Raw genomic sequence first — 23,778 nt, 5'->3', positions numbered from 1 at the left:
CGTGACAGTGGTCAGAATTATTTAAAAAAGTGTACTGGTACTGTATTGGTTTTGTCGATTAGCATAGTCCAACATTCCTGATGAAGCAACCTGAAAGGCCGCCATGATTTCGCCCCTGCCCAACCGTGAACAGCTTGAAGCCGCCGCCCGGACCGTCTACCGCACCATGCCGGCCACTCCCCAGTACAGCTGGCCGCTGCTCAATGAAGCGCTGGGAACCGAACTCTGGGTCAAGCACGAAAACCATACGCCGACCGGCGCCTTCAAGGTGCGCGGCGGCCTGGTCTACATGGAGGCGCTGGCCCGGCGCGCACCAGGTGCGACTGGCGTGACTGGCGTGATCTCCGCCACCCGCGGCAACCACGGACAGTCGGTCGGTTTCGCGGCGCGCCGCCAGGGCTTGCAGGCGACCATCGTGGTCCCGCACGGCAACAGCCGGGAAAAGAATGCGGCGATGCGCGCCCTTGGCGTCAATCTCGTCGAGCATGGCAGGGAATTCCAGGAAAGCCGCGAGCATGCGATTCAGCTGGCGGCGGAACGCCGCCTCCACATGATCCCGTCCTGCCATCCCGACCTGGTGAGCGGCGTGGGCAGCTACTGGATGGAACTGTTCACCGCGCAGCCCGGACTCGATGTCGTATTCGTGCCGATCGGGCAGGGCTCCGGCATTTGCGGCGCGATTGCCGCCCGCCAGGCGCTGGGCCTGTCGACCCGCATCATCGGCGTGGTGTCGTCGCATGCGCTTGCCTACAAGCTGTCGTTCGAGCACAAACGCAAGCTCGAATCGCCGGTCACCACCGTGACGGCCGACGGCATGGCCTGCCGCGTGCCCGATGACTGGTCGCTCGAGATCATCATGAAACATGCGGACGACATCGTCGCCGTGAGCGACGAGGAAGTCGAGGCGGCCATGCGCCTGTGCTATGTCGCCACGCACAACGTCGCCGAAGGCGCCGGCGCGGCCGCGCTCGCCGCGGCAATGCAGCAGAAGGAAAAGCTGGCCGGGCGCAAAGTCGGCGTGCCGCTCTGCGGCGGCAATGTCGATCACGACCAGTTCGCGCGCATCCTGACCGCGCATGCCGGCAAGCCGCCGCTCTGTTGAGGAAGACATCATGGAATCACTGTTGCCACTGGCGTTATTCGCCTTCGTCTCGTCGATCACGCCGGGGCCGAACAACATCATGCTGACTTCGTCGGGCATCCTGTTCGGTTTCCTGCGTTCGATCCCTCACATGCTCGGCATCACTTTCGGTTTCGGCGCCATGCTGGCGCTGTGCGCGGCAGGCATCGGCAGTCTCGTCCTGGCGGTGCCCGCGATCCATATCCTGCTCAAGGCATTGGGCTCTGCCTATCTGGTCTATCTTGCCTGGCAATTGCGCAGCATGGCATTCCGCCGGGATGAACAGTCGCGCGGCCAGCCGATGTCCTTTGTCGGCGCGGCGCTGTTCCAGTTCGCCAATCCCAAGGCCTGGGTCATGGCGGTGACCGGCGCATCGGCGTTTCTGCCGCTGGTCCAGCCGGCCTGGCTTGCAATCGCCTTGTTCTGCCTCGTCTTCTGCGCCGTCAATCTCCCGTGCATCGGCGTCTGGGCCGGCACCGGCGCCATGCTGCGCCGCTATTTGTCGGAACCGCGCTGGCAGCGCCTGTTCTGTATCGTCATGGTGCTGCTGACGCTGTATTCTGCTATCGCCATCTGGCTCTAATCAGGCTCGGGAACAACATATGAACACAAGCATGACGCAGGAAAGCCGGGGCATGTGGCTCGGACTGGCAGGCGTAGGCATTTTCAGCCTGACGCTGCCTTTCACCCGCATGGCCGTCGCCGAACTCAATCCGGTGCTGGTAGCGCTGGGGCGCGCGGTGGTTGCCGCCATCTGTTCCGCCGCGCTGCTCTGGTGGCTGGGGGCGCCGCGTCCGACGCCGCGGCAGTGGCGCGCGCTGGCGGTGACCGCTCTCGGCGTGGTGATCGGCTTCCCCGTATTCAGCTCGATTGCCATGCGCTACGTTCCGGCGTCGCATGGCGCGGTGGTGGTCGGCATCCTGCCGCTGGCCACCGCGCTGTTCGGCGCGCTGCGTTTCGGCGAGCGTCCTTCCGCCGGTTTCTGGATCGCGGCCGTCGCCGGCAGCGCCCTGGTGATCGGATTTGCGCTGTGGCAAGGAGGAGGTGAATTCCACCTGGCCGATCTCGCGCTGTTCGCCGCCGTGGTCGCCGCCGCCATGGGGTATGCCGAGGGCGGCCGCCTGTCGCAGGACATGGGCGGGCTGCAGGTCATTTCCTGGGCGCTGGTACTGTCCATGCCGGTGCTGCTGCCGATCACGCTGTGGCTGAGCTGGAATTATGGCCTGGAGGCATCGCCGCGCGCCTGGATAGGATTCGGCTATGTGTCCTTATTTTCGATGTTTATTGGGTTTTTCTTTTGGTATAAAGGTCTCGCGCTGGGCGGAATCGCGCGGGTAGGGCAGGTGCAGCTGTTGCAACCCTTCATGACGCTCATCGGCGCAGCGCTGATCCTCGGCGAATCGCTGGACGCGCGCAACATCCTGTTCGCGCTGGCGGTGATCGCGGTGGTCGCGGTCGGCCGGCGCATGGGCATCCGGCGCTGACCGGTAGAATGAGCGCCTCAACCATGACCTTTCACACCTGACTTGGAGTCCATCGTGTCCTTTTACGACAAACTGAAAACCCTGAACATCGAACTGCCCGCAGTCGCCGCGCCCGCCGCCGCCTATGTCATGTATGCGCAGACCGGCAATACCGTCTATCTCTCCGGCCATATCGCCAAGAAGGACGGCAAGCCCTGGGTCGGCCAGCTCGGCAAGAACATGACGACCGATGAGGGCAAGCTGGCGGCCCGCGCCGTCGCCGTCGACCTGATGGCCACCCTGCAGGCGGCCTGCGGCGGCGACCTCAACCGCGTCAAGCGCATCGTCAAGGTAATGAGCCTGGTGAATTCCACATCGGAATTCACCGAGCAGCATCTCGTGACCAACGGTGCGTCCGAACTCCTCGGCGAAGTCTTCGGCGAGCAGGGCAAGCATGCCCGTTCCGCATTCGGCGTGGCCCAGATTCCGCTGGGCGCCTGCGTCGAGATCGAGCTGATCGCCGAACTCGCTTAACGCTCTTTTCCTTTTCACGGACCGCCATGATCCAGCGACGCTTCAGGCAGGTGGATGTATTCACGACCGTTCCCTATCAGGGCAACCCGGTCGCCGTCGTGCTCGACGGCGACGGCCTGACGAGCGAACAGATGCAAGCCATCGCGCGCTGGACCAATTTGTCCGAGACCACCTTTGTCTGCGCGCCGGCGACGCCTGCGGCCGATTACCGGCTGCGCATCTTCTGCCCCGGAAGCGAGCTGCCCTTTGCCGGGCATCCGACCATCGGCAGCGCGCATGCGGTGCTGGCTTCCGGTTATGCACCGAAGCGGCCGGGCGAGCTGCTGCAGGAATGCGGCGTCGGCCTGGTGCGACTGCGGACTGGCGGAGACGGCATCGCGCTCGCCTTGCCGCAGGCCCGCATGCGGCCGGCGGATGATGACGTGCGCGCGGCCGTAGAAAAGGCGATCGGCGCACCGCTGCTGGCTGCGCCCGTCGCGGTCGATCTCGGCATCGTATGGCTGACAGGGCAGGTGGCCAGCGGCGAGCTGCTGCGTACGCTCCGGCCGTCGATGGAAGGCATCGCCGCGGTGGCGCGGCGGGCACAGACCAATGGCATCACGCTCTTCGGCATGGAGGGCGAAACGCCGGAAGTGCGTTCCTTCGCGCCGCATGAAGGCACTCCCGAAGACCCGGTGTGCGGCAGCGGCAACGGCGCGGTAGCCTGTTACCTGCGCCAACGGCGCGGCGCGCAGGATTACCGCGCGCGACAGGGCCGATGCGTCGGCAGGGATGGACATATCCGCATCACGCATGACGGCGACACCATCTGGCTCGCCGGACAGGCGGTCAGTTGCATTGAAGGCAGCATCGTTGCCTGAAAAAGAATGAAACCGCAGTACGGACAGTAACGTTCTTGCAATTCTCGCCGGGCGGAGCCTGTAAAACTGTCCTGCAGTTGAAATGAACACCGCCCATTATGGGCCGCATGCACTACAATTCTCGGTTCCGGCCGGCGTCTACCCGATGCCGGTTCGGCAGAAGTCCGCCACAAGCGGAGCTTAATAAAGGCGAATGCGTACACGGTGAATGCGAGTTGCGCCATTTGCCATCAACCCAGTGAGACAAGTATGAAAATGGAAAATCCGACCCCGATCCAATGGCAATTCTCCGAGCGCGCCGAACAGCTGCAGAGCTCGGCCATCCGAGAAATCCTCAAGGTGACCGCGCGTCCCGAGGTGATCTCATTTGCGGGCGGCCTGCCTTCGCCTGAAACCTTCCCGGTCGAGCGCATGCGCACCGTCTTCGACAGCGTCCTGTCGAAGCAGGGCAAGGTGGCGTTGCAATACGGTCCTTCCGACGGTTATCTGCCGCTGCGCCAGTGGATCGCCGATTCCTTGTCCACCGATGGCGCCAAGATCGTTCCCGAGCAGGTATTGATGGTGTCGGGCTCACAGCAGGGCCTGGACCTGCTGGCCAAGGTGCTGGTCGATGAAGGCAGCCGCGTGCTGGTCGAGACGCCGAGCTATCTCGGCGCATTGCAGGCCTTCTCCGTCTACCGTCCGGAATTCGTCTCGGTACCTACCGACGAGAACGGTCTTCTGCCTGAGCATGTCGCCGGCCTCGCACAAGGCGCGCGCCTGCTGTACGCACTCCCGAATTTCCAGAACCCCACCGGCCGCACTATGCCGCTCGAACGCCGCATCGCGCTGGTCGAAGCCTGCGCCCGCCTCGGCCTGCCGCTGATCGAGGACGATCCCTACGGCGCGCTCAGCTACCGCGGCGAGCCGCTGCAGAAGCTGCTGACCATGAACCCGAACGGCGTGATCTACATGGGCTCCTTCTCCAAGGTGCTGACACCGGGCATTCGCCTTGGCTACGTGGTCGCACCGGTCCCGCTGATCCGCAAGCTGGAGCAGGCCAAGCAGGCCGCCGACCTGCATACCGCGACGCTGACGCAGATGGTCGTCTATGAAACCATCAAGGACGGTTTCCTCACCGAGCACATTCCCACCATCCGTAAGCTTTACGCAGACCAGTGCCAGGCAATGCTCGATGCGCTGACCGAATTCTTCCCCTCGTCGGTCACCTGGACCCGGCCGGAAGGCGGCATGTTCATCTGGGTGACGCTGCCCAAGCATATCGACAGCATGAAGCTGCTCGACGAGTCGATCGAACAGCTGGTGGCCTTCGTGCCCGGCGCGCCGTTCTATGCAAATGCGCCGGAGCAGAACACGCTGCGCCTGTCCTTCGTGACCGTGCCGCCGGCGAAGATCCGCGAAGGCGTGGAGCGCCTCGGCAAGCTGATCGCCGCGAAGCTCTAAGCTCTGCTCTTTAGATCTGGAAGTCAATAAAGACGCCCCGCCAGCCGGGGCGTTTTGCTTTGCCGCTCCCCGGAGCCCTGCTATTTTTCGCGCTTTTGCCTTTGCCAACCGGGCATGAAAAACGGGCGTCTTCCCGCAAGAGAAAACGCCCGTTGTTGCTACGCGGACCGACGCGATTACTGATTAGGCAACAGTGCTGCGGGCTTGATCTTCGTTCCTTCGAGGCTCTTGCCCTTGCGTGCGCGCTTGCCGATATGCGGCGCCAGCACGGAAGCCGACAGGCTGAGTTCCTGCGCCTTGCCGCCGCGGCCCATGCCGACCACGGTCACGCCCTTCTGGCTGATCGGCTGGGCCGCCAGCAGCTTCTCGTTCGGCTCCAGTTCCATCAGGATCACGCCGCGTCCGCCGCCCGGCTGGTACTTCACCTCGTCCAGGCCGAACACCAGCAGGCGTCCCTTTTCGGACAGACAGGCAATCGCGCTGGCATTGCCTTCCACGATGCGCGGAGCGACCGGTTCATCGCCTTCCTCCAGCGTCAGGAAGGCTTTGCCCGCCTTGATCCGGCTGACCATGTCGCCGGCCTTGGCAGTGAAGCCGTAAGCGGCCGTCGATGCCATTAGCAGCGTGGTATCCGCCGGGCCGACGAAGTAGTGCAGCAGGCGCGAGCCGCTGGCCAGTTCGAGCAGCGTCGTCACCGGCACGCCGTCGCCTCGCGCGCCCGGCAGCGATGTGACCGGCACCGAGTAGATGCGGCCGTTGGAACCGAAGGCGAGCAGGGTATCGACGGTGCGGCATTCGAAGGTGCCGTACAGGGTGTCGCCCGCCTTGAAGGTGAATTGCGCCGGGTCGTGGCCATGGCCGCCGCGTGCGCGCACCCAGCCCTTCTGCGAGATCACCACGGTCACCGGCTCGTCGATGACTTTCTGTTCGACGCTGGCGCGTTCGGCTTCCTTGATCAGGGTGCGGCGAGCATCGCCGAACTGCTTCGCATCGGTCTCGATTTCCTTGATCACCAGCCGCTTCATCGACGCCGGATTGTCGAGCAGATCATGCAGCGTGGTCTTTTCCTTGCGCAATTCATCCAGTTCCTGCTGGATCTTGATCGCTTCCAGCCGCGCCAGCTGGCGCAGGCGGATTTCAAGGATGTCCTCGGCCTGCCGGTCCGACAGCTTGAAGGCTTGCATCAGCGCCGGTTTCGGTTCGTCCGATTCGCGGATGATCCTGATCACCTTGTCGATGTTGAGCAGCACCGCCTCGCGGCCTTCCAGGATATGGATGCGGTCATCGACCTTGCGCAGGCGGAACTGGGTGCGGCGGGTGATCGTCGCGAAGCGGAAATCGATCCATTCGCGCAGGATGTGGCCGAGGCCTTTCTGGCGCGGACGACCGTCGCCGCCGATCATGACGAGGTTGATCGAGCTGCCGCTTTCGAGCGAAGTGTTGGCCAGCAGGATGTTCATGAATTCCGTCTGGTCCTGGTTCTTCGATTTCGGTTCGAAAACCAGGCGCACCGGCGCATCCTTGCCGGATTCGTCGCGCACCGTGTCGAGCACGCCGAGCACCATCTGCTTCATCGCCAGCTGGTCCGGCAGCAGCGACTTCTTGCCGGTCTTGACCTTGGGATTGGTGAGCTCCTCGATTTCCTCGAGCACCTTCTGCGCCGAGGTGCCGGGCGGCAGCTCGGTGACGACCGCCTGCCACTGGCCGCGCGCCAGGTCTTCGATCTTCCAGCGTGCCCGCACCTTGAGCGTGCCGCGGCCGTTCTCGTACATTTCCGAGATGGCCGAGGTCGGGGTGATGATCTGGCCGCCGCCCGGGAAATCCGGGCCGGGGACCAGTTCCATCAGTTCCGCATGCGTGATCTTGGGATTGCGGATCATCGCCACCGCAGCCCTCGCCACTTCGGTCAGGTTGTGCGAAGGAATTTCCGTGGCCAGGCCGACCGCGATGCCGGAGGCGCCGTTGAGCAGCACGAAGGGCAGGCGCGCCGGCAGCAGCTTCGGCTCTTCCGACGTGCCGTCATAGTTGGGCGCGAAATCGACGGTGCCCATGTCGATCTCGTCCAGCAGCAGGCGCGAGATCGGCGTCAGGCGGGCTTCGGTATAGCGCATCGCCGCCGCGCCGTCGCCGTCGCGGGAACCGAAGTTGCCCTGGCCGTCGATCAGCGGATAGCGCAGCGAGAATGACTGCGCCATGCGCACCAGCGCGTCGTATACCGACTGGTCGCCGTGCGGATGCAGCTTGCCGAGCACGTCGCCGACCACGGCCGCCGACTTGCGCGGCTTGGCGGTGGAGTTCAGGCCGAGCTCATGCATCGCATACAGGATGCGGCGCTGCACCGGCTTCTGGCCGTCGCTGACGTCGGGCAGGGCGCGGCCCTTGACCACCGAGATTGCGTAATCGAGATAGGCGCGTTCGGCGAAGGTCGCCAGCGTCAGCGCTTCGCCGTCGCCTGAGGGCATGTTTTCAAACAGGTTCGCTTGTTCTGTCATCGTGGTTCTTGAGTCACTCTAGTACGGACGCCGGCATGTTGCGGCGCCCGGGAATCGTCATGTGAATGCGCTTGGCGCCGCCGCTCTCGCTGTCCAGCGCCGCTACCGTCAGCGACTGTGCCGCCGGTTTGTAGATCTGGTAGAACTGCTTGACGATCTGCACATAGTTGCGCGTCTCCGGGTAGGGCGGAATGTTGTTCCGGTACTTCTGCACCGCGCCTTCGCCGGCGTTGTAGGAAGCGACCACCAGTTCCGGCCGCGACGGAAACAGCTTGTGCAGATCGCGCAGGTAGCGCGCCGCGAGGCGGATGTTGGTTTTCGGATCGGCCAGCTTCTGTTCCAGCGTGCGCTTGCGGTCGCCCTGCAGCCCATAGCGTTCCGCGGTCGCGGGCATCACCTGCATCAGGCCGATCGCGCCCTTCGGAGACACTGCATTCGGATTGAAGCCCGACTCGGCGGCCATTACTGCTTTCAGCAATGCCGGGTCGATCGAAAATTCCTCGGCCGCCTCCTTCAGCAGCGGTTCCACCTTCGCCAGGCCGGGATGGCGTGAAAGATAACGCGACAACGGCGTGTCGCCGCTTTCCACGGCGGCTGCCCTGGCCGAAGAACCGAGCTGCGCGGAATCGAACGAGGCATTCCCGCGCTGGAACAGCTGGTAGCGCTCATCCAGCTTTTCAGTGGAAAAGTGTGCAATGCCGTCCGCATCGACGTAGCCATAGATATCCGCCCTGACAGCCGGAGCGGCAAAGGCGATGCACAGGGCGGCAATGGCGGCCAGTCGTTTCATGCGTATGGGCTTAGATATCGGCTTCCGCCTCGTTGCCATGCTCTTCCAGCCAGGCGCGGCGTGCGGCGGCTTCGCCTTTGCCCATGAGCATGTTGAAGCGCGACTCGGAAGCGGCAAGGTCGAAATCACCCAGCGACACCGGCAGCAGGCGGCGCGTATCCGGATTCATCGTGGTTTCCCACAACTGTTCGGCATTCATCTCGCCCAGGCCCTTGAAGCGGGAAATGCTCCACGCGCCTTCCTTCAAGCCGTCCTTGCGCAGCTTGTCCTCGATCGCTTCGAGTTCGCCGTCGTCCAGCGCGTACAGCTTCTGCGCCTGCTTCTTGCCGCGCGCCGGCGCATCGACCCGGTACAGCGGCGGACGCGCCACGCAGATATGGCCGCGCGCCATCAGCTGCGGGAAGTGCTTGAAGAACAGGGTCAGCAGCAGAACCTGGATATGCGAGCCGTCGACGTCCGCATCGGACAGGATGCAGATCTTGCCGTAGCGCAGGCCGGACAGGTCCGGCGTGTCGTTCGGACCGTGCGGATCGACGCCGATCGCCACCGCGATGTCATGGATCTCGTTGTTGGCGAACAGGCGGTCGCGCTCGGTTTCCCAGGAGTTGAGCACCTTGCCGCGCAGCGGCAGGATGGCCTGGAATTCCTTGTCGCGCCCCATCTTGGCCGAGCCGCCTGCGGAATCGCCCTCGACGAGAAAGATCTCGTTGCGGGTGACGTCGTCCGATTCGCAGTCGGTCAGCTTGCCGGGCAGCACCGCCACGCCGGAGGACTTCTTCTTCTCGACCTTCTGCGCCGAACGCAGGCGCGACTGCGCCTGCTTGATGACCAGTTCCGCCAGCTTCCTGCCGTAATCGACATGCTGGTGCAGCCACAACTCCAGCGCCGGCTTGGTATAGGTTGCGACCAGGCGCACCGCATCGCGCGAATTCAGGCGCTCCTTGATCTGGCCCTGGAACTGCGGGTCGAGCACCTTGGCCGACAGCACGAAGGAGACCCGGGCAAACACGTCTTCCGGCAGCAGCTTGACGCCCTTGGGCAGCAGCGCATGCATTTCGACGAAGCTCTTGACGGCATTGAACAAGCCCTCGCGCAGGCCGGCTTCATGCGTGCCGCCGGCCGGCGTCGGAATCAGGTTGACGTAGGATTCCCGCACCACGTTGCCTTCCTCGGTCCAGGCCACCACCCATGCAGCGCCTTCGCCCTCGGCAAAGCCTTCGGTATCGGCGCCGGCGTATTGCTGGCCTTCGAACAGCGGAATCAGCGGATCGGCATGCGAGGCCTGAGCCAGCGATTCGAGCAGGTAGCCGCGCAGGCCCTGGTCGTATTGCCAGGTCTGCGTGTCGCCGTTCTTCTCGTTCACCAGCGTTACCTTCACGCCCGGCAGCAGCACCGCCTTGGAGCGCAGGAGTCGCTGCAGTTCGCCCATGGGAATGGCCGACGAGTCGAAATACTTGCCGTTCGGCCAGACGGTGACGCGGGTGCCCGATTTCTTTTCCTCCCTGGCGAGCGGACGCGACTTCAGCTTTTGCACGACATCGCCGTCGGCAAACACGAGCTGATGGAAGCCGCCTTCGCGCCACACCGAGATTTCCAGGCGGGAGGAGAGGGCATTGGTCACCGATACGCCCACGCCGTGCAGGCCGCCGGAGAAGGAATAGGCGCCGCCCGAACCCTTGTCGAACTTGCCGCCCGCGTGCAGGCGGGTAAAGACGATTTCCACCGTCGGCACTTTCTCTTCGGGATGCAGGCCGACCGGGATGCCGCGGCCGTCGTCTTCGACGCTGACGCTGCCATCGCCATTGAGCGTGACGATGATGTTCTTGCCATGTCCGCCAAGCGCTTCGTCGGAAGCATTGTCAATGACTTCCTGGATGATGTGCAGCGGATTCTCGGTGCGGGTGTACATGCCCGGCCGCTGCTTTACCGGCTCCAGACCTTTCAGGACCCGGATTGACGATTCGCTGTAATCGGACGCGGAGGATTTTTTAGTGGCCATGCAATGAAGACATCAAAAATGGGAATTTCCAAAGGGAAGGTATTTAAACATAAGTCCCCCAGCATTCTAATGAAAATTGAGGCCGGCGAGGGCTTGGTACTGCGTGGGATTGCAACATCCAGCCTACGGTATATGGGGATAGTTCACCCTTATGCAACCTGAAGTGGACATTGGGAAGGCACTCGGGCACGGTTGTCGCATCGGCTTTTCATTGTCGTGTTGGCAATGAAGGAAAGATTTATTTCCATTGCCACAGCCAAAAAGCGATGTAATTGCTACAGAATTCAGTTGTGGTATTACGCCCTGGGAAAAAATTTATAGAATGCAACATCATGTCCGCTCAAACCTTTCCATTTGCCGTACGCCTCCTGGGATTCGGTCCACAGGAAGCCGATGCCTTCGATACCGCATTTGCGGAGAGGCAAGGGAAGGGTTTCGATTATGTCCGGCTGGATGATGACAACCTGCAGGATCCGGATCTTCATATTGCAGCCGCTTCCCATCTCGGGGCGCTGGCCACGCTGGCGCATTTGCGTCCCTCCGAGCTGCGCCCGGCGCTGCTCATCGGGCAACCTGCGATTCAGCTGGATTATCCCCGGATCGATATCCCGTTCAGCTGGAGCGGCCTTTTCGAAGTGCTTGATCGTCTGATTGAGCGGCGGGCCGATGCCTTGTCGCGGCTCGAGGCATCGGATGTCGTCACGGTGACGGAGCGCCGGCGGCGCCCGCGGCCGGATATCGACCTCACCCATCCAGCCGAATATGAACAGTTGCGCGGCAGGATCCCGGCAAATGGCGCGGTGCTGGTCATCGACAAGAGCAGCGTTTCGCGCGATTACCTGTCCGAACTCCTGGCGCGGCAGCGGGTCCCGGTGTTGTGGGCAACCGACGAGGCGACAGCCGTGGAACTGTGCCGGACGATTCCGATGGCGGTGGTCATGATCAATACATCGACCCCGGGCGTCGATCCGTATCGATTGTGCTGGGGCATCAAGGAAAAGGATTCTCCAATCAAGACGACCGTCATTCTCCTGCTCGGCAATCCGGCGGAATACGACAGGCAGCAAGCCCGCTATGTCGGCGTCGAAGGTTTCCTCAACAAGCCGATCGCGAACCATCACCTGCTCACGGTGATGAAAAAGTATCTTCCCCAGACCCGCTGAGAATCCGCATCTCGCCAGGCGGGGAAGCGCCTACTTGCTCAGCATGCGCATGCCGCGTTCCAGGCCCTCGATCGTCACCGGAAACATGCGGTTGTTCATCAGTTGCCGTATCACCGAAATCGATTGACGGTACTGCCACAGACCTTCCGGCTCCGGATTGAGCCAGATGAATTTCGGGAAGGTGCCGGTGAAACGCTGCAGCCATTCCGCGCCGGCTTCCTCGTTGTTGTATTCGACCGAGCCGCCCGGCTGAAGAATCTCGTAGGGACTCATGGTGGCGTCGCCGACGAAGATCAGCTTGGTATCCGGCGGATACTTGCGCAGGATGTCCCAGGTCGGAAACCGCTCCGCGTGGCGGCGCCGGTTGTTCTTCCACAGGTAGTCGTAGACGCAGTTGTGGAAGTAGAAGAATTCCATGTTCTTGAATTCGGTCTTCGCCGCGGAAAACAGTTCTTCGGTGCGGGCGATGTGGTCGTCCATGGTGCCGCCGACATCCAGCAGCATCAGCACCTTGATGTTGTTCTTGCGCTCCGGCTGCATCTTGATGTCGAGATAGCCGGCATTGTTGGCGGTGGCGCGGATGGTGTCGTCGAGCGCCAGTTCCTCCTCCGCGCCTTCGCGCGCGAACTTGCGCAGGCGGCGCAGCGCCACCTTGATGTTGCGGGTGCCGAGTTCGCGTTCATCGTCGTAATCGCGGTAGGAGCGCGCTTCCCAGACCTTGACCGCCGTGCGGTTTCCGCCTTCGCCGCCGATGCGGATGCCTTCCGGGTTCTGCCCGCCGTTGCCGAAGGGCGAGGTGCCGCCGGTGCCGATCCACTTGCTGCCGCCTTCATGGCGCTCCTTCTGCTCCTTCAGCAATTCCTTCAGGCGATCCATCAGCTTGTCATAGCCGAACTTCTCGATGGCGGCCTTCTGCTCCGGGGTCAGCTCGCGCTCCATGCGCTTCTGCAGCCATTCGAGCGGAATTTCCGGATGCTTCTCGAAGATGGCATCGATGCCGCGGAAATAAAGGCCGAAGGCCTTGTCGAATTTGTCGTAGTGCGCTTCGTCCTTGACCAGCGTGGTGCGCGACAAAAAATAGAATTCGTCGAGCGAAGGATTGATGACGCTCTTCTGCATGGCTTCCAGCAGGATCAGGAATTCCTTGATCGATACCGGAATTTTCGCGTCCTTGAGCGTAAAGAAGAAATCAATCAGCATGGTGCCCTCGTGTCGATGATGCTGCTCCCGCTTCAAGCTTGAACTGCAGGTTGGTTTTCACGCCGGGCCATTCGCTGCGAATGATGCTGTACACCACCGTATCGCGAATGCGCCCGTCAGCCATGATCATGTGGTTGCGCAGGAGACCGTCGCGCTTGGCGCCGAGCCGTTCGATGGCGGCCTGCGAGCGCTTGTTGAACCAGTCGGTGCGGAACTCGACCGCGATGCAGTCCAGCCGTTCGAACGCATGCTCAAGCAGCATCAGCTTGCATTCGGTGTTGATGCCGGTGCGCTGCATGCGTCCGGCATACCAGGTGCCGCCGATTTCGACACGGCGGTTGGCCGCATCGATATTCAGATAACGCGTGCCGCCGATGACCTTGCCGCTCGCATTGTCGCGAACCGCAAAGGGAAAGGCGAGTCCGCGCTCGCGCAATGCCAGCAGCTGGGCGATATAGTTGCCTATGCCTTCCGGCGCGGGCACCATGGTGAAGAACAGTTTCCACAGTTCGCCGTCACGGACGGACTCGCGGATGTCTTCCTCATGCTCGGGCGCCAGCGGTTCCAGCGTGGCATGCCGTCCTTGCAGCGTGACGGGTTCAACGAAGCTCATAGGCGAAGGCTCATGGCGTCAGGATGCGTCGGTGATCAGCGATTGGTGCGCGACATGTATACCAGGCGCTCGAACAGATGCACATCCTGTTCGTTCTTCAGCAGCGCGCCATGCAGCGGCGGCACGACGTTCTTCGCGTCCTTGCTGCGCAGCGCTTCCGGGGGAATATCTTCCGCCAGCAGCAGCTTGAGCCAGTCCAGAAGCTCCGACGTCGACGGTTTCTTCTTGAGGCCCGCCACGTCGCGCACTTCATAGAAGGTCTGCAGCGCCTGCGCCAGCAACTCCTTCTTCAGCTGGGGGAAGTGCACATCCACGATCTGCTCCATCGTGTCCTTGTCGGGGAACTTGATGTAATGGAAGAAGCAGCGGCGCAGGAAGGCGTCCGGCAATTCCTTCTCGTTGTTGGAGGTGATGATGACGAGAGGACGGTTCTTGGCCTTGACCATTTCGCGCGTCTCGTACACATAGAATTCCATGCGATCGAGTTCGCGCAGCAGATCATTGGGGAATTCGATGTCGGCCTTGTCGATCTCGTCGATCAGCAGCACCACCTGCTGGTCGGAAGTGAAGGCCTGCCACAGCACGCCCTTGACGATGTAGTTGTGAATATCCTTGACGCGCTCGTCGCCGAGCTGGGAATCGCGCAGGCGCGACACCGCATCGTATTCATACAGACCCTGCTGCGCCTTGGTGGTCGACTTGATGTGCCACTGCAGCAGCGGCATGCCGAGAGCCGCCGCCACTTCTTCTGCGAGCATGGTCTTGCCGGTGCCCGGCTCGCCCTTGATCAGCAATGGCCGCTGCAGCGTCAGCGCGGCATTGACCGCCAGTTTCAGATCCTGCGTGGCAACGTAATTCTGGGAACCTTCGAAGCGCGTTTCTTGTCGCATGGCATGTTATTCATCAGGAAGAAGATACAAACAAGTATAAGCGAGAAACCGCAGCCCGGCTGAAGGCCGGATATAGGGCGCAGTTATGGCCTTTTCCTTTCAAATAGCCACACGATGAAAATAACCCTCATGAAGTTCCGGGTGATGTGGCGTCGCTTTCGACGCACTTCACCGCAGCACAACGAGCATCAGCTTCGCTACATTCCCCAGATCGAGGCGCTCATGCGCCGGGCCAGTCCATTTGCTTCCTGGAGCGAGCGCGCCAACTGGATGATCGACATCGGCATCTGGCTGCGCCGTCCGCCTACGCATATCCGTCCGGGAAGGGACATTGCCGACGTGGTGCGGCGAGCCAAGCAGCAACGCACGCAATTCCTGCTCGACTGGCTCGACAACAACCGCGATGTCAAGCGGATCGTGCAGACCACCTTGCAGAAAACGCTGCGCGAGGCGGTTGGCCCGGAATTGTTTTCCGCGACCGGACTGCCGCGCGAGCCGGCCTTCTTCAGCGAACTCTGGGAGCGCATCACCCGGCTGATATTGCCGAAGGCCGCGGCGAAACAGGAGCTGTCCGTCTTGTTTGCAGCGATGTTTCCGGATGCCGCCGATGCCGACTGGCTGCTTGGCCTCGATCAGGCAACGCTTTACCGGATCTGGAAGCTGTGTGCCGACGACGGCATTTCCCATGGCGTCCAGCAGCAGCTCGACGAGGCGCTGATCTATCTCGTGACCATGATCATCGCCACCGGCATCAGCCTGGAATTCCGGCATCGGCTCGAGCCGCACATGCCGCTGCAGGCCACACCTTTCATGGCGCTGCGGCGCGAGCTGGAAAAGTACCTGATGGCCGGTCCGCGCGACGAAGCGGCATTGCGCAGCGTGCGCATGCTGATCGCCGTCTGCCAGGCGCAGACGGACCGGATCTATGCGCATCTCGACGAGCACGGCGTGTCGGTGGGCCTGGTGTACAAGGTCGAGCGAATGCGGGCGCAGCTGCTGCGCATGACCCGCCTGATCGACCTGCGCGCCGCGCTTGCGGCCGAACAGTCCTCCGATCAGATCCATGCCTTGCTGGTCGACCTGATCGAAGCGCATCATCGCCGTTCGTCGGTGCACGGTCTGGTCAGCCGCAGCTTTTCGCTGCTGGCGAGAAAAATGGTGGAGCGCAACGCGGATCGCGGCGAACAGTATGTCGCACGCGACGACGGCGGATACCGTTCCATCTTCACATCGGCTGCACGGGGCGGAGCCGTGACAGCCATCACTGCCCTTGTAAAGGCATTTCTTCCCGTGGGCGGCACCGCCCGATTTTTCGAAGGCGCGTTCGCGTCCATGAATTATGCCGCCGGCTTCCTTGCCATTTCCGCCGCTGGCGGCACGCTGGCGGCGACGCAGCCTGCCGTTACCGGTCCCGCGTTGGCGGCGAAGATGCATGCGCTCGATACGGTGGACGGGCTGCGCAAGCTGCTCGAGGAAATCGCCTCGATACTGCGATCGCAGGCAGCCGCCGTATTCGGCAATCTGGTCACGGTGGTGCCGACCATGCTGGTCATTGCGGCCGGATGGCTGCTGATCGCCGATGTCCCGGCGATGCAGCCCGAGAAAGCGGTTGCCGCCATCGAGTCGCTGTCCCTGCTGGGCCCGACCCCGCTGTACGCCGCATTCACCGGCATTCTGCTCTGGCTTTCGAGCCTGGCGGCGGGATTTGCCGACAACTGGTTCGCGCTGCGTAAATTGTGCGACGCCCTGGCGCATCAGCGCCGCCTGGTACATGTGTTCGGCCCGGTGCGGGCGGAACGGTTTGCGCGCTGGATGGAAGCCCGCTTTGCGCACATCGCGGGAATATTGTCGCTGGCGCTGCTGATGGGCATGTCGCCCGTCCTGCTCCAGTTCTTCGGCATGCCTCTCGATGTGCGGCACATCACCCTTGCGGCCGGCACGCTGACCGCGGCCGCATCCAGTCTTGGCTGGGAGGTACTGCTCACTCCCGCCTTCTGGCTTGCCGCAGGCGGCATACTGCTGACGGGCGTGTTCAACGTTGGAGTCGGATTCGCCTGTTCGCTCGGCCTGGCGTTGCGGGCTCGCGGTATTCCGCTGCGCATGCGGCGCATCGTGGCGTGGGCTGTGTTGCGGCGACTGGCCTCTGCGCCGTGGAAATATCTTTTCCCGGAACGGCGGCAGCGTATTGCCGAAGCACATGCTCCGGCCGAGTTGCCATCGCCGGCGCCCGAAGAGGTTGACGGAACGGGGGAGGCCGAACGGCGGACCGGATCGGACCGCTGATTGCCTCCAATTGCAACAGGGAGCAGTTCATTTCGCCTGGTTCAACGTCCGGCGTGGACTGCTCCAAAGTCTTAATGTAGAATTAAGCGGTTTTGGTGCGTAAAAGCAACACCCGGCGGAGACGGCGGTGTCGCATACAAAATTTATCCGTAAGCGATCTGGTTTGACCGGTCCGGCGTGTTTCCGCTGTTTCCTTCCCTGGTCTTCGGCAGAATCGGCAAGGCAATCCATCCCTTGCGGATAAGTTTTGAAAATTCATATTAATTACCCCAGCTATTATGAAAAAAATCTTTGCGCTTCTCGCGCTTGCGGGTATGGCTAATCTCGCTGCTGCAGCCGACGTGGTTGGCAATCCCAAGGCGGCGGAAAACAAGGTGGCAATGTGTATCGGCTGCCACGGCATTCCGGGTTACAAAGCCACATTCCCCGAGGTCTACCAGGTGCCGATGATCGGTGGCCAGTCGGCAAAATATATTGAGAGCGCCTTGAATGCGTACAAGAAGGGCGAGCGCAAGCATCCCAGCATGCGCGGTATTGCGGCCGGCCTGACGGATCAGGACATTGCCGATGTCGCGGCTTACTACGCTCAGCAGAAATAAGGGGGACGGACAATGAAAAGGATTTTTGCAGTCGCTGCCGTGCTGCTGTCGTTCAATGCGATCGCCGGTGGCAATGTCGAAGCAGGCAAGGCCGCGGCGGAAAAGTACAACTGCGCATCCTGCCACGGCAAGGATTACAACACGCCTATCGATCCCAGCTATCCGAAGCTGGCCGGTCAGCATCAGGATTACCTGGAGCAGTCATTGATCGCGTACAAGCGCGGCGGTGATGGCGCCAATGGCCGCGGCAATGCGATCATGGGTGCGCAAGCCAAGCCGCTGTCCCGTCAGGACATCCAGAACATCGCGGCCTATCTGCACAGCCTGCCGGGTTCCTTGGTGCTGCGCAAGTAATCGGCGCCAGCCGCCCGGCGGTTGCATCGCCGGCAGGTTCCTCCAAGAAGCCACGGTTCCGTGGCTTTTTTATTTGCCCCATGAATTTCCCGCATGGTTTTCATGCAGGTATTCCCGCCTGTTCCTCGATATGGTCCCGCGCCGCGGAACGAATGCCCAGGCGTTGAAATTTTCATCGTCGACCCCTATATCGATTCTGCGACCGGGCTGGTACGGCCCGGTTGAATAGTTCATCATTCACGGAGGACATCATCATGTATCGATCCATGTTCCCGCGCGACCTGTTCGCCGAGTTCGAACGGCTTCAGCACGACATGCAGCAGGCCTTCGACAGCGTGCCGAACATACGGGGCACCGGCGCAGGAAGCTTTCCCGCGATTAATGTCGGGCGTACTCCGCAAACCCTTGAGCTTTACGCGTTCGTTCCCGGATTGGATCCGCAATCCATTGAAGTCAATCTTGAACGCAATGTCCTGACCATTGCCGGTGAAAGGCAGTCCGATGCGCCTGCCGCCGGGAAGCGAGAGGAACGGACATCCATGCACATCAATGAACGCTTCACCGGCCGCTTCCGGCGTGTCGTCAGCCTGCCGGAAGACGACGTGAATCCGGACAGCGTCAATGCGCAATATCGCGACGGCGTGCTGCGAATCAGCATCAAGCGCCGGCAAGCGCCGCAACCCCGTCGGATCATGGTTCAGTAATGGCGATACCAGCAGGAGGTTCATCATGAATGCAAACAACAGCATGGCCAATCAGCGCTCATTGGAAGCTGCTACATCGGAAGCGGCACTGCTGCCCGCAGTCGATGTCTTCGAGGATGCATCCGGCATTACCCTGCTTGCCGATCTGCCAGGCGTTTCAAGGGAGGGCTTGAGCCTGCAACTTGAATCCGACAGCCTGACGATTGAGGGCGAGATGCGCCTGGAGACTCCGGAGAGCATGGAGTCCAACCACGTGGAAGTGCGCTTGCCGCGATATCGGCGTGTCTTTGCGCTATCCCGGGAACTGGACAGCGAGAAGGCGACGGCGGAGCTCAGAAACGGCGTTCTGACGCTGCGCATTCCGAAGGCCGAGCATGCCCAACCGCGCAAGATTGAAATTTCGATAGCCTAGTGGTGCGGGTTTGCAATTTGTTGCAAGCCAATGTGGCGAAATCATGTCGAGACAAGGAAAAAGCACAGCAAGGCCGCGCCTTTGCCAATCGTTGCGCGCATTGTTGACGCAGTATCGGCATGATTCTCGCCCGCCATTTGATCAACAAATTGTTAACTCGCACCATTAGGGCCTGTCATGCACCCCATAAGAGGCCGGAGGACATTGGAACGTGCCATCGCCGCGTTGTGAATCCGAGCTCTCACTCGTTACTGTCGCGTCGTCACGCCTTGCCTCCGCGCCGTTCTGACATCCCCGCACACCCTTGCGAGATGCATGACAGGCTCGAATCACGGTTTCAGGCAAGGCGCTAAACGGTCCGGCAGTGCGGCAACGTTCGACGGTGACACAGTGTGAAAGGAAATCCATATGAAACTCGATGAACTCAAGCAGGGAATTTCCTCTTTCTGGGATTCAGTCTCGGAAGGCTGGCAGCATCTGCGGCAATCGGCCTCGAGCGCCTTGACCGGTTTCAAACCGGGCAGCAGCACGAATCTGCCGCTGAAGACGCAAGTCGATGACGCCTTTTTTATTCCATCCGGTACCTGGTCCATGCTGGGCGGCGACCTGTTCGAGGATGAGCGAAGAGTTGTCGTCAGGCTGGAAGTGCCGGGCATGGACAAGAATGACCTGGATATCGAAGTGCAGGACGGGGCATTGATTGTCCATGGCGAGAAACGCTTCGAGCAGGAAAATACCGAGGGCAGATACCGGGTGCTGCAATGTGCCTATGGCAGCTTCCGCCGGGTCGTGCCCTTGCCGGTGGCCGTCCTTGCCGACCAGGCACAGGCGACCTACCGGAACGGCGTATTGCGGATTGAATTGCCGAAGGCGGAATTCGAAAAACCGCGCCGGACGACGATTCGGGTCGACTGATCCGAACGGTATAAGGCGGCGCGAATCGCCACGAGACGGACAAGCAGTGATTCAGCGCCGCTTCACGCATTCGATATAGGCGGCCCCATCCGGAGGCAAGCCGCTGCGCTGCGAATTCCAGATCATTTCGCCGAGGCACTCCATCATCTCGTGCTGCGCATCATGTTCGGAGCCCAGCCGCTGCGCCAACCCGAGGAATGCGGCGCGGATGCCGGGCGGCTGGTCGATCGAAATCTGTTCCGCGATCGACAGGTGCATGGACAGATGCAGGAAGGGATTGGTCTGCCCGCGCTCGACCGAATAATCGGCAGCGAGCGCCTCATCCACGTTGGAAAGGGCATCCGCATATTCTTCATGCTGGATGATCCAGTCGCGTGCAATCGCCTCCAATGGCGTCAGGATTTCATTGGCGCGAACCTTGCGGTAAGTTTCGCAGAAAAAGCGGCGCACATCGTGCTGGGAAGGCGTAAACATGGGATTCCAATTAACGTGAAATTCGCTGGGTAAGGTTTTCCGGCAAACTTTTCGAAAGCAGTCCGGAGATGGGTGCGGAAATCGGATATGCAAGAGACGGTTGATACAGGAAGCCAGGCATGCCGGACTCTGGAAAGCCCCGGTATCCTGGAGCCTGTCATGCGCCCGATAAGAGGTCTGGCTGCTGCCAAAGGTGGCCATCCGCCGCGTCGCAACTCGTACTTTCGCGTCGTCACCCCTTGCATCCGGCCCGTTGCGACGTCTCCCGGACGCCATTGCCGGGTTCATAACAGACGCTACACTCCCTTTTCCGGCAAGGGTGTCTTGTCTTTGTATTCACACAGATCGGCGACAACGCAATTCCAGCACTGCGGCTTGCGCGCGATGCAGGTATAGCGGCCATGCAGGATAAGCCAATGATGGGCATCATGCCGGTACTCCGCCGGGACGAACTTCAGCAGCTTGCGTTCGACTTCATCGACATCCTTGCCGGGTGCGATATTGGTTCGGTTGGAAACACGGAAAATATGCGTGTCCACGGCAATCGTCGGTTCCCCGAATGCCGTGTTGAGCACCACATTGGCGGTTTTCCGCCCGACTCCGGGAAGGGCTTGCAAGGCCTCCCGCGAGCGAGGCACTTCGCCGCCATGCTGCTCGACAAGAATGCGGCAGGTTTCAATCACATTCTTTGCCTTGGTGCGGTACAGGCCTATCGTCCTGATGTAGCTTTCCAGCGTTTCCACCCCAAGCGCATGCAAGGCAGCCGGCGTATTGGCGACCGGATAAAGCCTCCGCGTTGCCTTGTTGACCGAGACGTCGGTCGCCTGGGCCGAAAGTATCACTGCAATCAGCAGTTCGAATGGCGTCGTGTATTCCAGTTCGGTCGTTGGATGCGGATTCGCTTCACGAAAGCGTCTGAAGATTTCCAGGCGTTTTTCTGCGTTCATTGCTCGTCTTTGGCTTGTGCTTCCAGCTTGTGGTTGATGTCGGCGATCTGCTTCCGGACTCCAGCCGAAACATCATCGAGGCCGGTCGGGCGGGATGCCGAGGCCATCGCCATCTTTTCCTTCTGCAGGCGGGCGCGCTCCATGGCGGCCTGGATGATTGCCTTCTTGCGTTCCTGCGCGGCTTTCTCTTCCGGAGTCAGGATTGGTTCGTTCTCTACCGCCTTCAGTTTTGCCGCCGCTTTCGCGGCAAGGCGAGCGTCGTTTTCTTCCTTTTCCCGCCGCAGGCGTAAGGTGCGGAACTGATGCCTTTCCCTTGCCGCATCGGCTTCGGCCTGCGACCAGGCATCCCAGCCGGTGCGTCCGAGCGTCACATCGACCATCGCAATGCAATCGACGGGGCAGGGGGCGACGCACAGGTCGCAGCCGGTGCACAGTTCCGGCACGACGGTATGCATCTGCTTGGCTGCGCCCACGATGGCGTCGACCGGACAGGCCTGAATGCACAAGGTGCAGCCGATGCACAGGCTTTCGTCGATCACGGCGACCGGCCTTGGACGCTCGATGCCATTGGCGGGATTGAGCGGTATGACTGGCTTGCCCAGGACAGCGGCCAGGCGCGCCACGCCTTCCATGCCGCCGGGCGGGCACTGGTTATGCAAGGCGTCGCCGCTTGCCAGCGCCTCGGCATAGGGACGGCAGGCCGGATAGCCGCATTTCGTGCATTGGGTTTGCGGCAGCAGGTCTTCCAGCTGGTCGGCAAGGGCGGGTGAATGAGACACGGCAGGTTCTGCAATAAAAAACAGGATTATCCGGGGAAACCGGGCATGCTACAAATAAAAAAGCCGCTCACCTGGGTGAACGGCTTTGGGGAAACGACTGGACCGATTACGGCAATCAGGCATTTGCCCTGATGAATTCGCCGATTTTCGGGCAGATGACTTCACGCCAGCGGCGGCCGGAAAAGATGCCGTAGTGTCCGCACTTGGGTGCGGTAAAGTGAAGTTTCTTGTTTTTCGGGATGCTGGAGCACAAGTCGTGTGCCGCCTGCGTCTGGCCGGCGCCTGAGATATCGTCCAGTTCGCCTTCGATGGTAAACAGGGCCACCGATTTGATGTCCTGCGGACGTACCAGCTTGCCTTCAACTTCCCATGTGCCTTTCGGCAGATTGAATTCCTGGAATACGGTCTTGATTGTTTCCAGGTAATACTCGGCGGGCATGTCGAGCACGGCATTGTACTCATCATAGAACTTGCGATGTTCTTCAGCCGACTCGTTGTCTCCGGCGCGCAAGTGCATGTAGAAATCCCAGTGGCTCTGCGCATGGCGCCCAGGGTTCATTGCAACAAAGCCCGCATGCTGCAGGAAGCCGGGATAAACCTTGCGTCCGAAACCGGGATAGTTGGCCGGCACGCTGTAGATCACCTTGGTTTCAAACCAGGAGAAGGGTTTCTTGGTTGCCAGATCGTTGACCGCAGTCGGAGACTTGCGCGGATCGATCGGGCCGCCCATCATGGTCATTGTCTTGGGCAGCTTCGGATCGTTGGCGCTGGCCATCAGCGAGATGGCAGCGAGGACCGGGACGGTCGGCTGGCACACGGAGATGACATGCACGTCCGGACCCAGGCGGCGAATGAAATCCTGCACATAGTAGATGTAATCATGCAGGTGAAAAGCGCCTTCCGAGAGCGGCACCATGCGCGCATCGGTCCAGTCGGTGATATATACGTCATTCTCGGACAGCAGGGCACGCACTGTATCGCGCAGCAGGGTCGAATGATGCCCCGACAGCGGCGCCACCAGCAGCACGGTGGGCTGTTTCAGGTCGGCGAACTGGGCGTCGCTCAGGTCCTTCTTGAAATGGATGAGCCGGCAAAACGGCTTTTGTTCTGCAATCTCTTCAAATACGCCGACGGCCTTGCCTGCGACAGGGACTGTCTTGATGCCGAACTCGGGCTTTTCGTAATCCTTCCCGAGCCGGTAAAGCAATTCGTAGCCGGCCGCAATGCGCTGGGCAAAAGGCGTATGTGCAAGAGGCGATACCGGGTTCGTGAACAGCTTGGCGGAGGCTTCAGCCCACTGGATGAGCGGGTTCAGGAAAGTACGGTTTAATTCGTGAAATTGGTAAAGCATAGTGGCCTCTTTGAGGTATGACCGGTGTCGCTAGATTCTGAATAGAAATTTTCTGCAGTGCAATATATCAAAGGCAACTTTCAGGCCTTTTGAAGAAATAAATAGTGCAACCGTTCGTATGTAAGACAACTATGCAGCGGTACGAAGTATTGCATGGCAGAATTCAAATTTCTGTTAAGTAACATAGCATAAGTCAGCATGATCGCAACGTCCTATGGAAGCTGCTTCGGCTACGCCTCTGAAGATAAATAGTGACACGGTGCGAATCTACAACAGCCCTTTTTTAATGGACTTGGCTTTATGTCTAATTCAATTACCTGCATTTGTCGTAAGGCCGCAACGGCTTGGTGTTCCTTGGTGTTTTATCGCCAGCTTCGTTCTGCTACCGGGTTT

The 23,778-nt window shown here is 61.0% G+C and carries 23 protein-coding genes; 13 read left to right on the top strand and 10 right to left on the bottom strand.

Annotation, left to right across the window (positions count from 1 at the left end; genetic code table 11):
• Positions 1–103 precede the first annotated feature (103 nt).
• The 6 genes from FH061_RS07350 (at position 104) to FH061_RS07325 (ending at position 5,420) form a co-directional block, all read left to right on the top strand.
• Complete coding sequence (locus FH061_RS07350) at positions 104–1,102, top strand: threonine dehydratase (protein ID WP_151634502.1); 999 nt, start codon at positions 104–106, stop codon at positions 1,100–1,102.
• A 10-nt stretch (positions 1,103–1,112) separates the two neighbouring features.
• Positions 1,113–1,703, top strand: a complete 591-nt coding sequence (locus FH061_RS07345; protein WP_192804951.1) for a LysE family translocator — start codon at positions 1,113–1,115, stop codon at positions 1,701–1,703.
• A 19-nt stretch (positions 1,704–1,722) separates the two neighbouring features.
• Positions 1,723–2,604, top strand: a complete 882-nt coding sequence (locus FH061_RS07340) for a DMT family transporter (RefSeq protein WP_225984520.1) — start codon at positions 1,723–1,725, stop codon at positions 2,602–2,604.
• Positions 2,605–2,658: 54 nt separating this feature from the next.
• Complete coding sequence (locus tag FH061_RS07335; protein ID WP_151634500.1) at positions 2,659–3,117, top strand: RidA family protein; 459 nt, start codon at positions 2,659–2,661, stop codon at positions 3,115–3,117.
• Positions 3,118–3,143: 26 nt separating this feature from the next.
• Positions 3,144–3,977: a PhzF family phenazine biosynthesis protein gene (locus FH061_RS07330; RefSeq protein WP_225984519.1), complete on the top strand. Its 834-nt coding sequence runs from the start codon at positions 3,144–3,146 to the stop codon at positions 3,975–3,977.
• 249 nt (positions 3,978–4,226) lie between these two features.
• Entirely contained in the window at positions 4,227–5,420 is a 1,194-nt protein-coding gene (locus tag FH061_RS07325; RefSeq protein WP_151634498.1) for an aminotransferase-like domain-containing protein, read from the top strand.
• Positions 5,421–5,596: 176 nt separating this feature from the next.
• Here the strand turns inward: FH061_RS07325 and parC are convergent, their stop codons facing one another.
• Genes parC through FH061_RS07310 form a run of 3 tightly spaced genes read right to left on the bottom strand, consistent with a single transcriptional unit; the run spans position 5,597 to position 10,701 of the window.
• Positions 5,597–7,912, bottom strand: a complete 2,316-nt coding sequence (gene parC, locus FH061_RS07320; RefSeq protein ID WP_151634496.1) for a DNA topoisomerase IV subunit A — start codon at positions 7,910–7,912, stop codon at positions 5,597–5,599.
• Positions 7,913–7,925: 13 nt separating this feature from the next.
• Positions 7,926–8,702: a lytic transglycosylase domain-containing protein gene (locus tag FH061_RS07315; protein ID WP_151634494.1), complete on the bottom strand. Its 777-nt coding sequence runs from the start codon at positions 8,700–8,702 to the stop codon at positions 7,926–7,928.
• Positions 8,703–8,712: 10 nt separating this feature from the next.
• A complete protein-coding gene (locus FH061_RS07310) occupies positions 8,713–10,701 on the bottom strand; it encodes a DNA topoisomerase IV subunit B (RefSeq protein ID WP_151634492.1) in 1,989 nt (662 codons plus the stop codon).
• A gap of 332 nt (positions 10,702–11,033) precedes the next feature.
• Between FH061_RS07310 and FH061_RS07305 the strand changes: the two genes are divergently transcribed.
• Complete coding sequence (locus FH061_RS07305) at positions 11,034–11,864, top strand: response regulator (RefSeq protein WP_151634490.1); 831 nt, start codon at positions 11,034–11,036, stop codon at positions 11,862–11,864.
• A gap of 30 nt (positions 11,865–11,894) precedes the next feature.
• On the opposite strand, the gene FH061_RS07300 is transcribed toward FH061_RS07305, so the two are convergent.
• The 3 genes from FH061_RS07300 to FH061_RS07290 are packed head-to-tail and all read right to left on the bottom strand — an operon-like array spanning position 11,895 to position 14,567.
• Positions 11,895–13,064 (bottom strand): vWA domain-containing protein, encoded by a 1,170-nt coding sequence (locus FH061_RS07300; RefSeq protein WP_151634488.1) that lies wholly within the window; start codon positions 13,062–13,064, stop codon positions 11,895–11,897.
• Complete coding sequence (locus FH061_RS07295) at positions 13,054–13,677, bottom strand: GNAT family N-acetyltransferase (RefSeq protein WP_151634486.1); 624 nt, start codon at positions 13,675–13,677, stop codon at positions 13,054–13,056. The genes FH061_RS07300 and FH061_RS07295 overlap by 11 nt, the downstream gene beginning before the upstream one ends.
• 35 nt (positions 13,678–13,712) lie before the next feature.
• Complete coding sequence (locus FH061_RS07290; RefSeq protein ID WP_151634484.1) at positions 13,713–14,567, bottom strand: AAA family ATPase; 855 nt, start codon at positions 14,565–14,567, stop codon at positions 13,713–13,715.
• A 114-nt stretch (positions 14,568–14,681) separates the two neighbouring features.
• On the opposite strand from FH061_RS07290, the gene FH061_RS07285 reads away from it, so the two are divergent.
• From FH061_RS07285 to FH061_RS07260, 6 genes are all read left to right on the top strand, one after another.
• Positions 14,682–16,850 (top strand): preprotein translocase subunit TatB, encoded by a 2,169-nt coding sequence (locus FH061_RS07285; protein ID WP_151634482.1) that lies wholly within the window; start codon positions 14,682–14,684, stop codon positions 16,848–16,850.
• A 278-nt stretch (positions 16,851–17,128) separates the two neighbouring features.
• Complete coding sequence (locus FH061_RS07280; RefSeq protein WP_151634480.1) at positions 17,129–17,449, top strand: c-type cytochrome; 321 nt, start codon at positions 17,129–17,131, stop codon at positions 17,447–17,449.
• A gap of 12 nt (positions 17,450–17,461) precedes the next feature.
• The gene (locus tag FH061_RS07275) at positions 17,462–17,803 is read left to right on the top strand and encodes a c-type cytochrome (protein WP_151634478.1); all 342 of its coding nucleotides are present in this window, start codon (positions 17,462–17,464) and stop codon (positions 17,801–17,803) included.
• Between the two features lie 254 nt (positions 17,804–18,057).
• Positions 18,058–18,507, top strand: a complete 450-nt coding sequence (locus tag FH061_RS07270) for an Hsp20/alpha crystallin family protein (protein WP_151634476.1) — start codon at positions 18,058–18,060, stop codon at positions 18,505–18,507.
• Between the two features lie 25 nt (positions 18,508–18,532).
• A complete protein-coding gene (locus FH061_RS07265; RefSeq protein ID WP_151634474.1) occupies positions 18,533–18,919 on the top strand; it encodes an Hsp20/alpha crystallin family protein in 387 nt (128 codons plus the stop codon).
• A gap of 408 nt (positions 18,920–19,327) precedes the next feature.
• On the top strand, positions 19,328–19,834 hold the full coding sequence (locus tag FH061_RS07260) for an Hsp20/alpha crystallin family protein (protein ID WP_151634472.1): 507 nt from the start codon (positions 19,328–19,330) through the stop codon (positions 19,832–19,834).
• Positions 19,835–19,885: 51 nt separating this feature from the next.
• On the opposite strand, the gene FH061_RS07255 is transcribed toward FH061_RS07260, so the two are convergent.
• The 4 genes from FH061_RS07255 to FH061_RS07240 all read right to left on the bottom strand — a co-directional run bounded on the left by FH061_RS07255 (position 19,886) and on the right by FH061_RS07240 (position 23,385).
• Positions 19,886–20,308: a DUF1841 family protein gene (locus tag FH061_RS07255; protein WP_151634470.1), complete on the bottom strand. Its 423-nt coding sequence runs from the start codon at positions 20,306–20,308 to the stop codon at positions 19,886–19,888.
• 296 nt (positions 20,309–20,604) lie between these two features.
• Entirely contained in the window at positions 20,605–21,255 is a 651-nt protein-coding gene (gene nth, locus FH061_RS07250) for an endonuclease III (protein ID WP_151634468.1), read from the bottom strand.
• Positions 21,252–22,034 (bottom strand): electron transport complex subunit RsxB, encoded by a 783-nt coding sequence (gene rsxB / locus FH061_RS07245; protein WP_404822430.1) that lies wholly within the window; start codon positions 22,032–22,034, stop codon positions 21,252–21,254. Before rsxB ends, nth begins: the two co-directional genes overlap by 4 nt.
• Before the next feature lie 115 nt (positions 22,035–22,149).
• On the bottom strand, positions 22,150–23,385 hold the full coding sequence (locus tag FH061_RS07240; RefSeq protein ID WP_151634464.1) for a polyhydroxyalkanoate depolymerase: 1,236 nt from the start codon (positions 23,383–23,385) through the stop codon (positions 22,150–22,152).
• Positions 23,386–23,778 lie beyond the last annotated feature (393 nt).

The organism is Noviherbaspirillum aerium (assembly GCF_008929045.1).
Classification (GTDB): Bacteria; Pseudomonadota; Gammaproteobacteria; order Burkholderiales; family Burkholderiaceae_D; genus Noviherbaspirillum; species Noviherbaspirillum aerium.
Note: the sequence above shows the minus strand (reverse complement) of the source record. Positions and strands in the feature narration are given on the sequence as shown.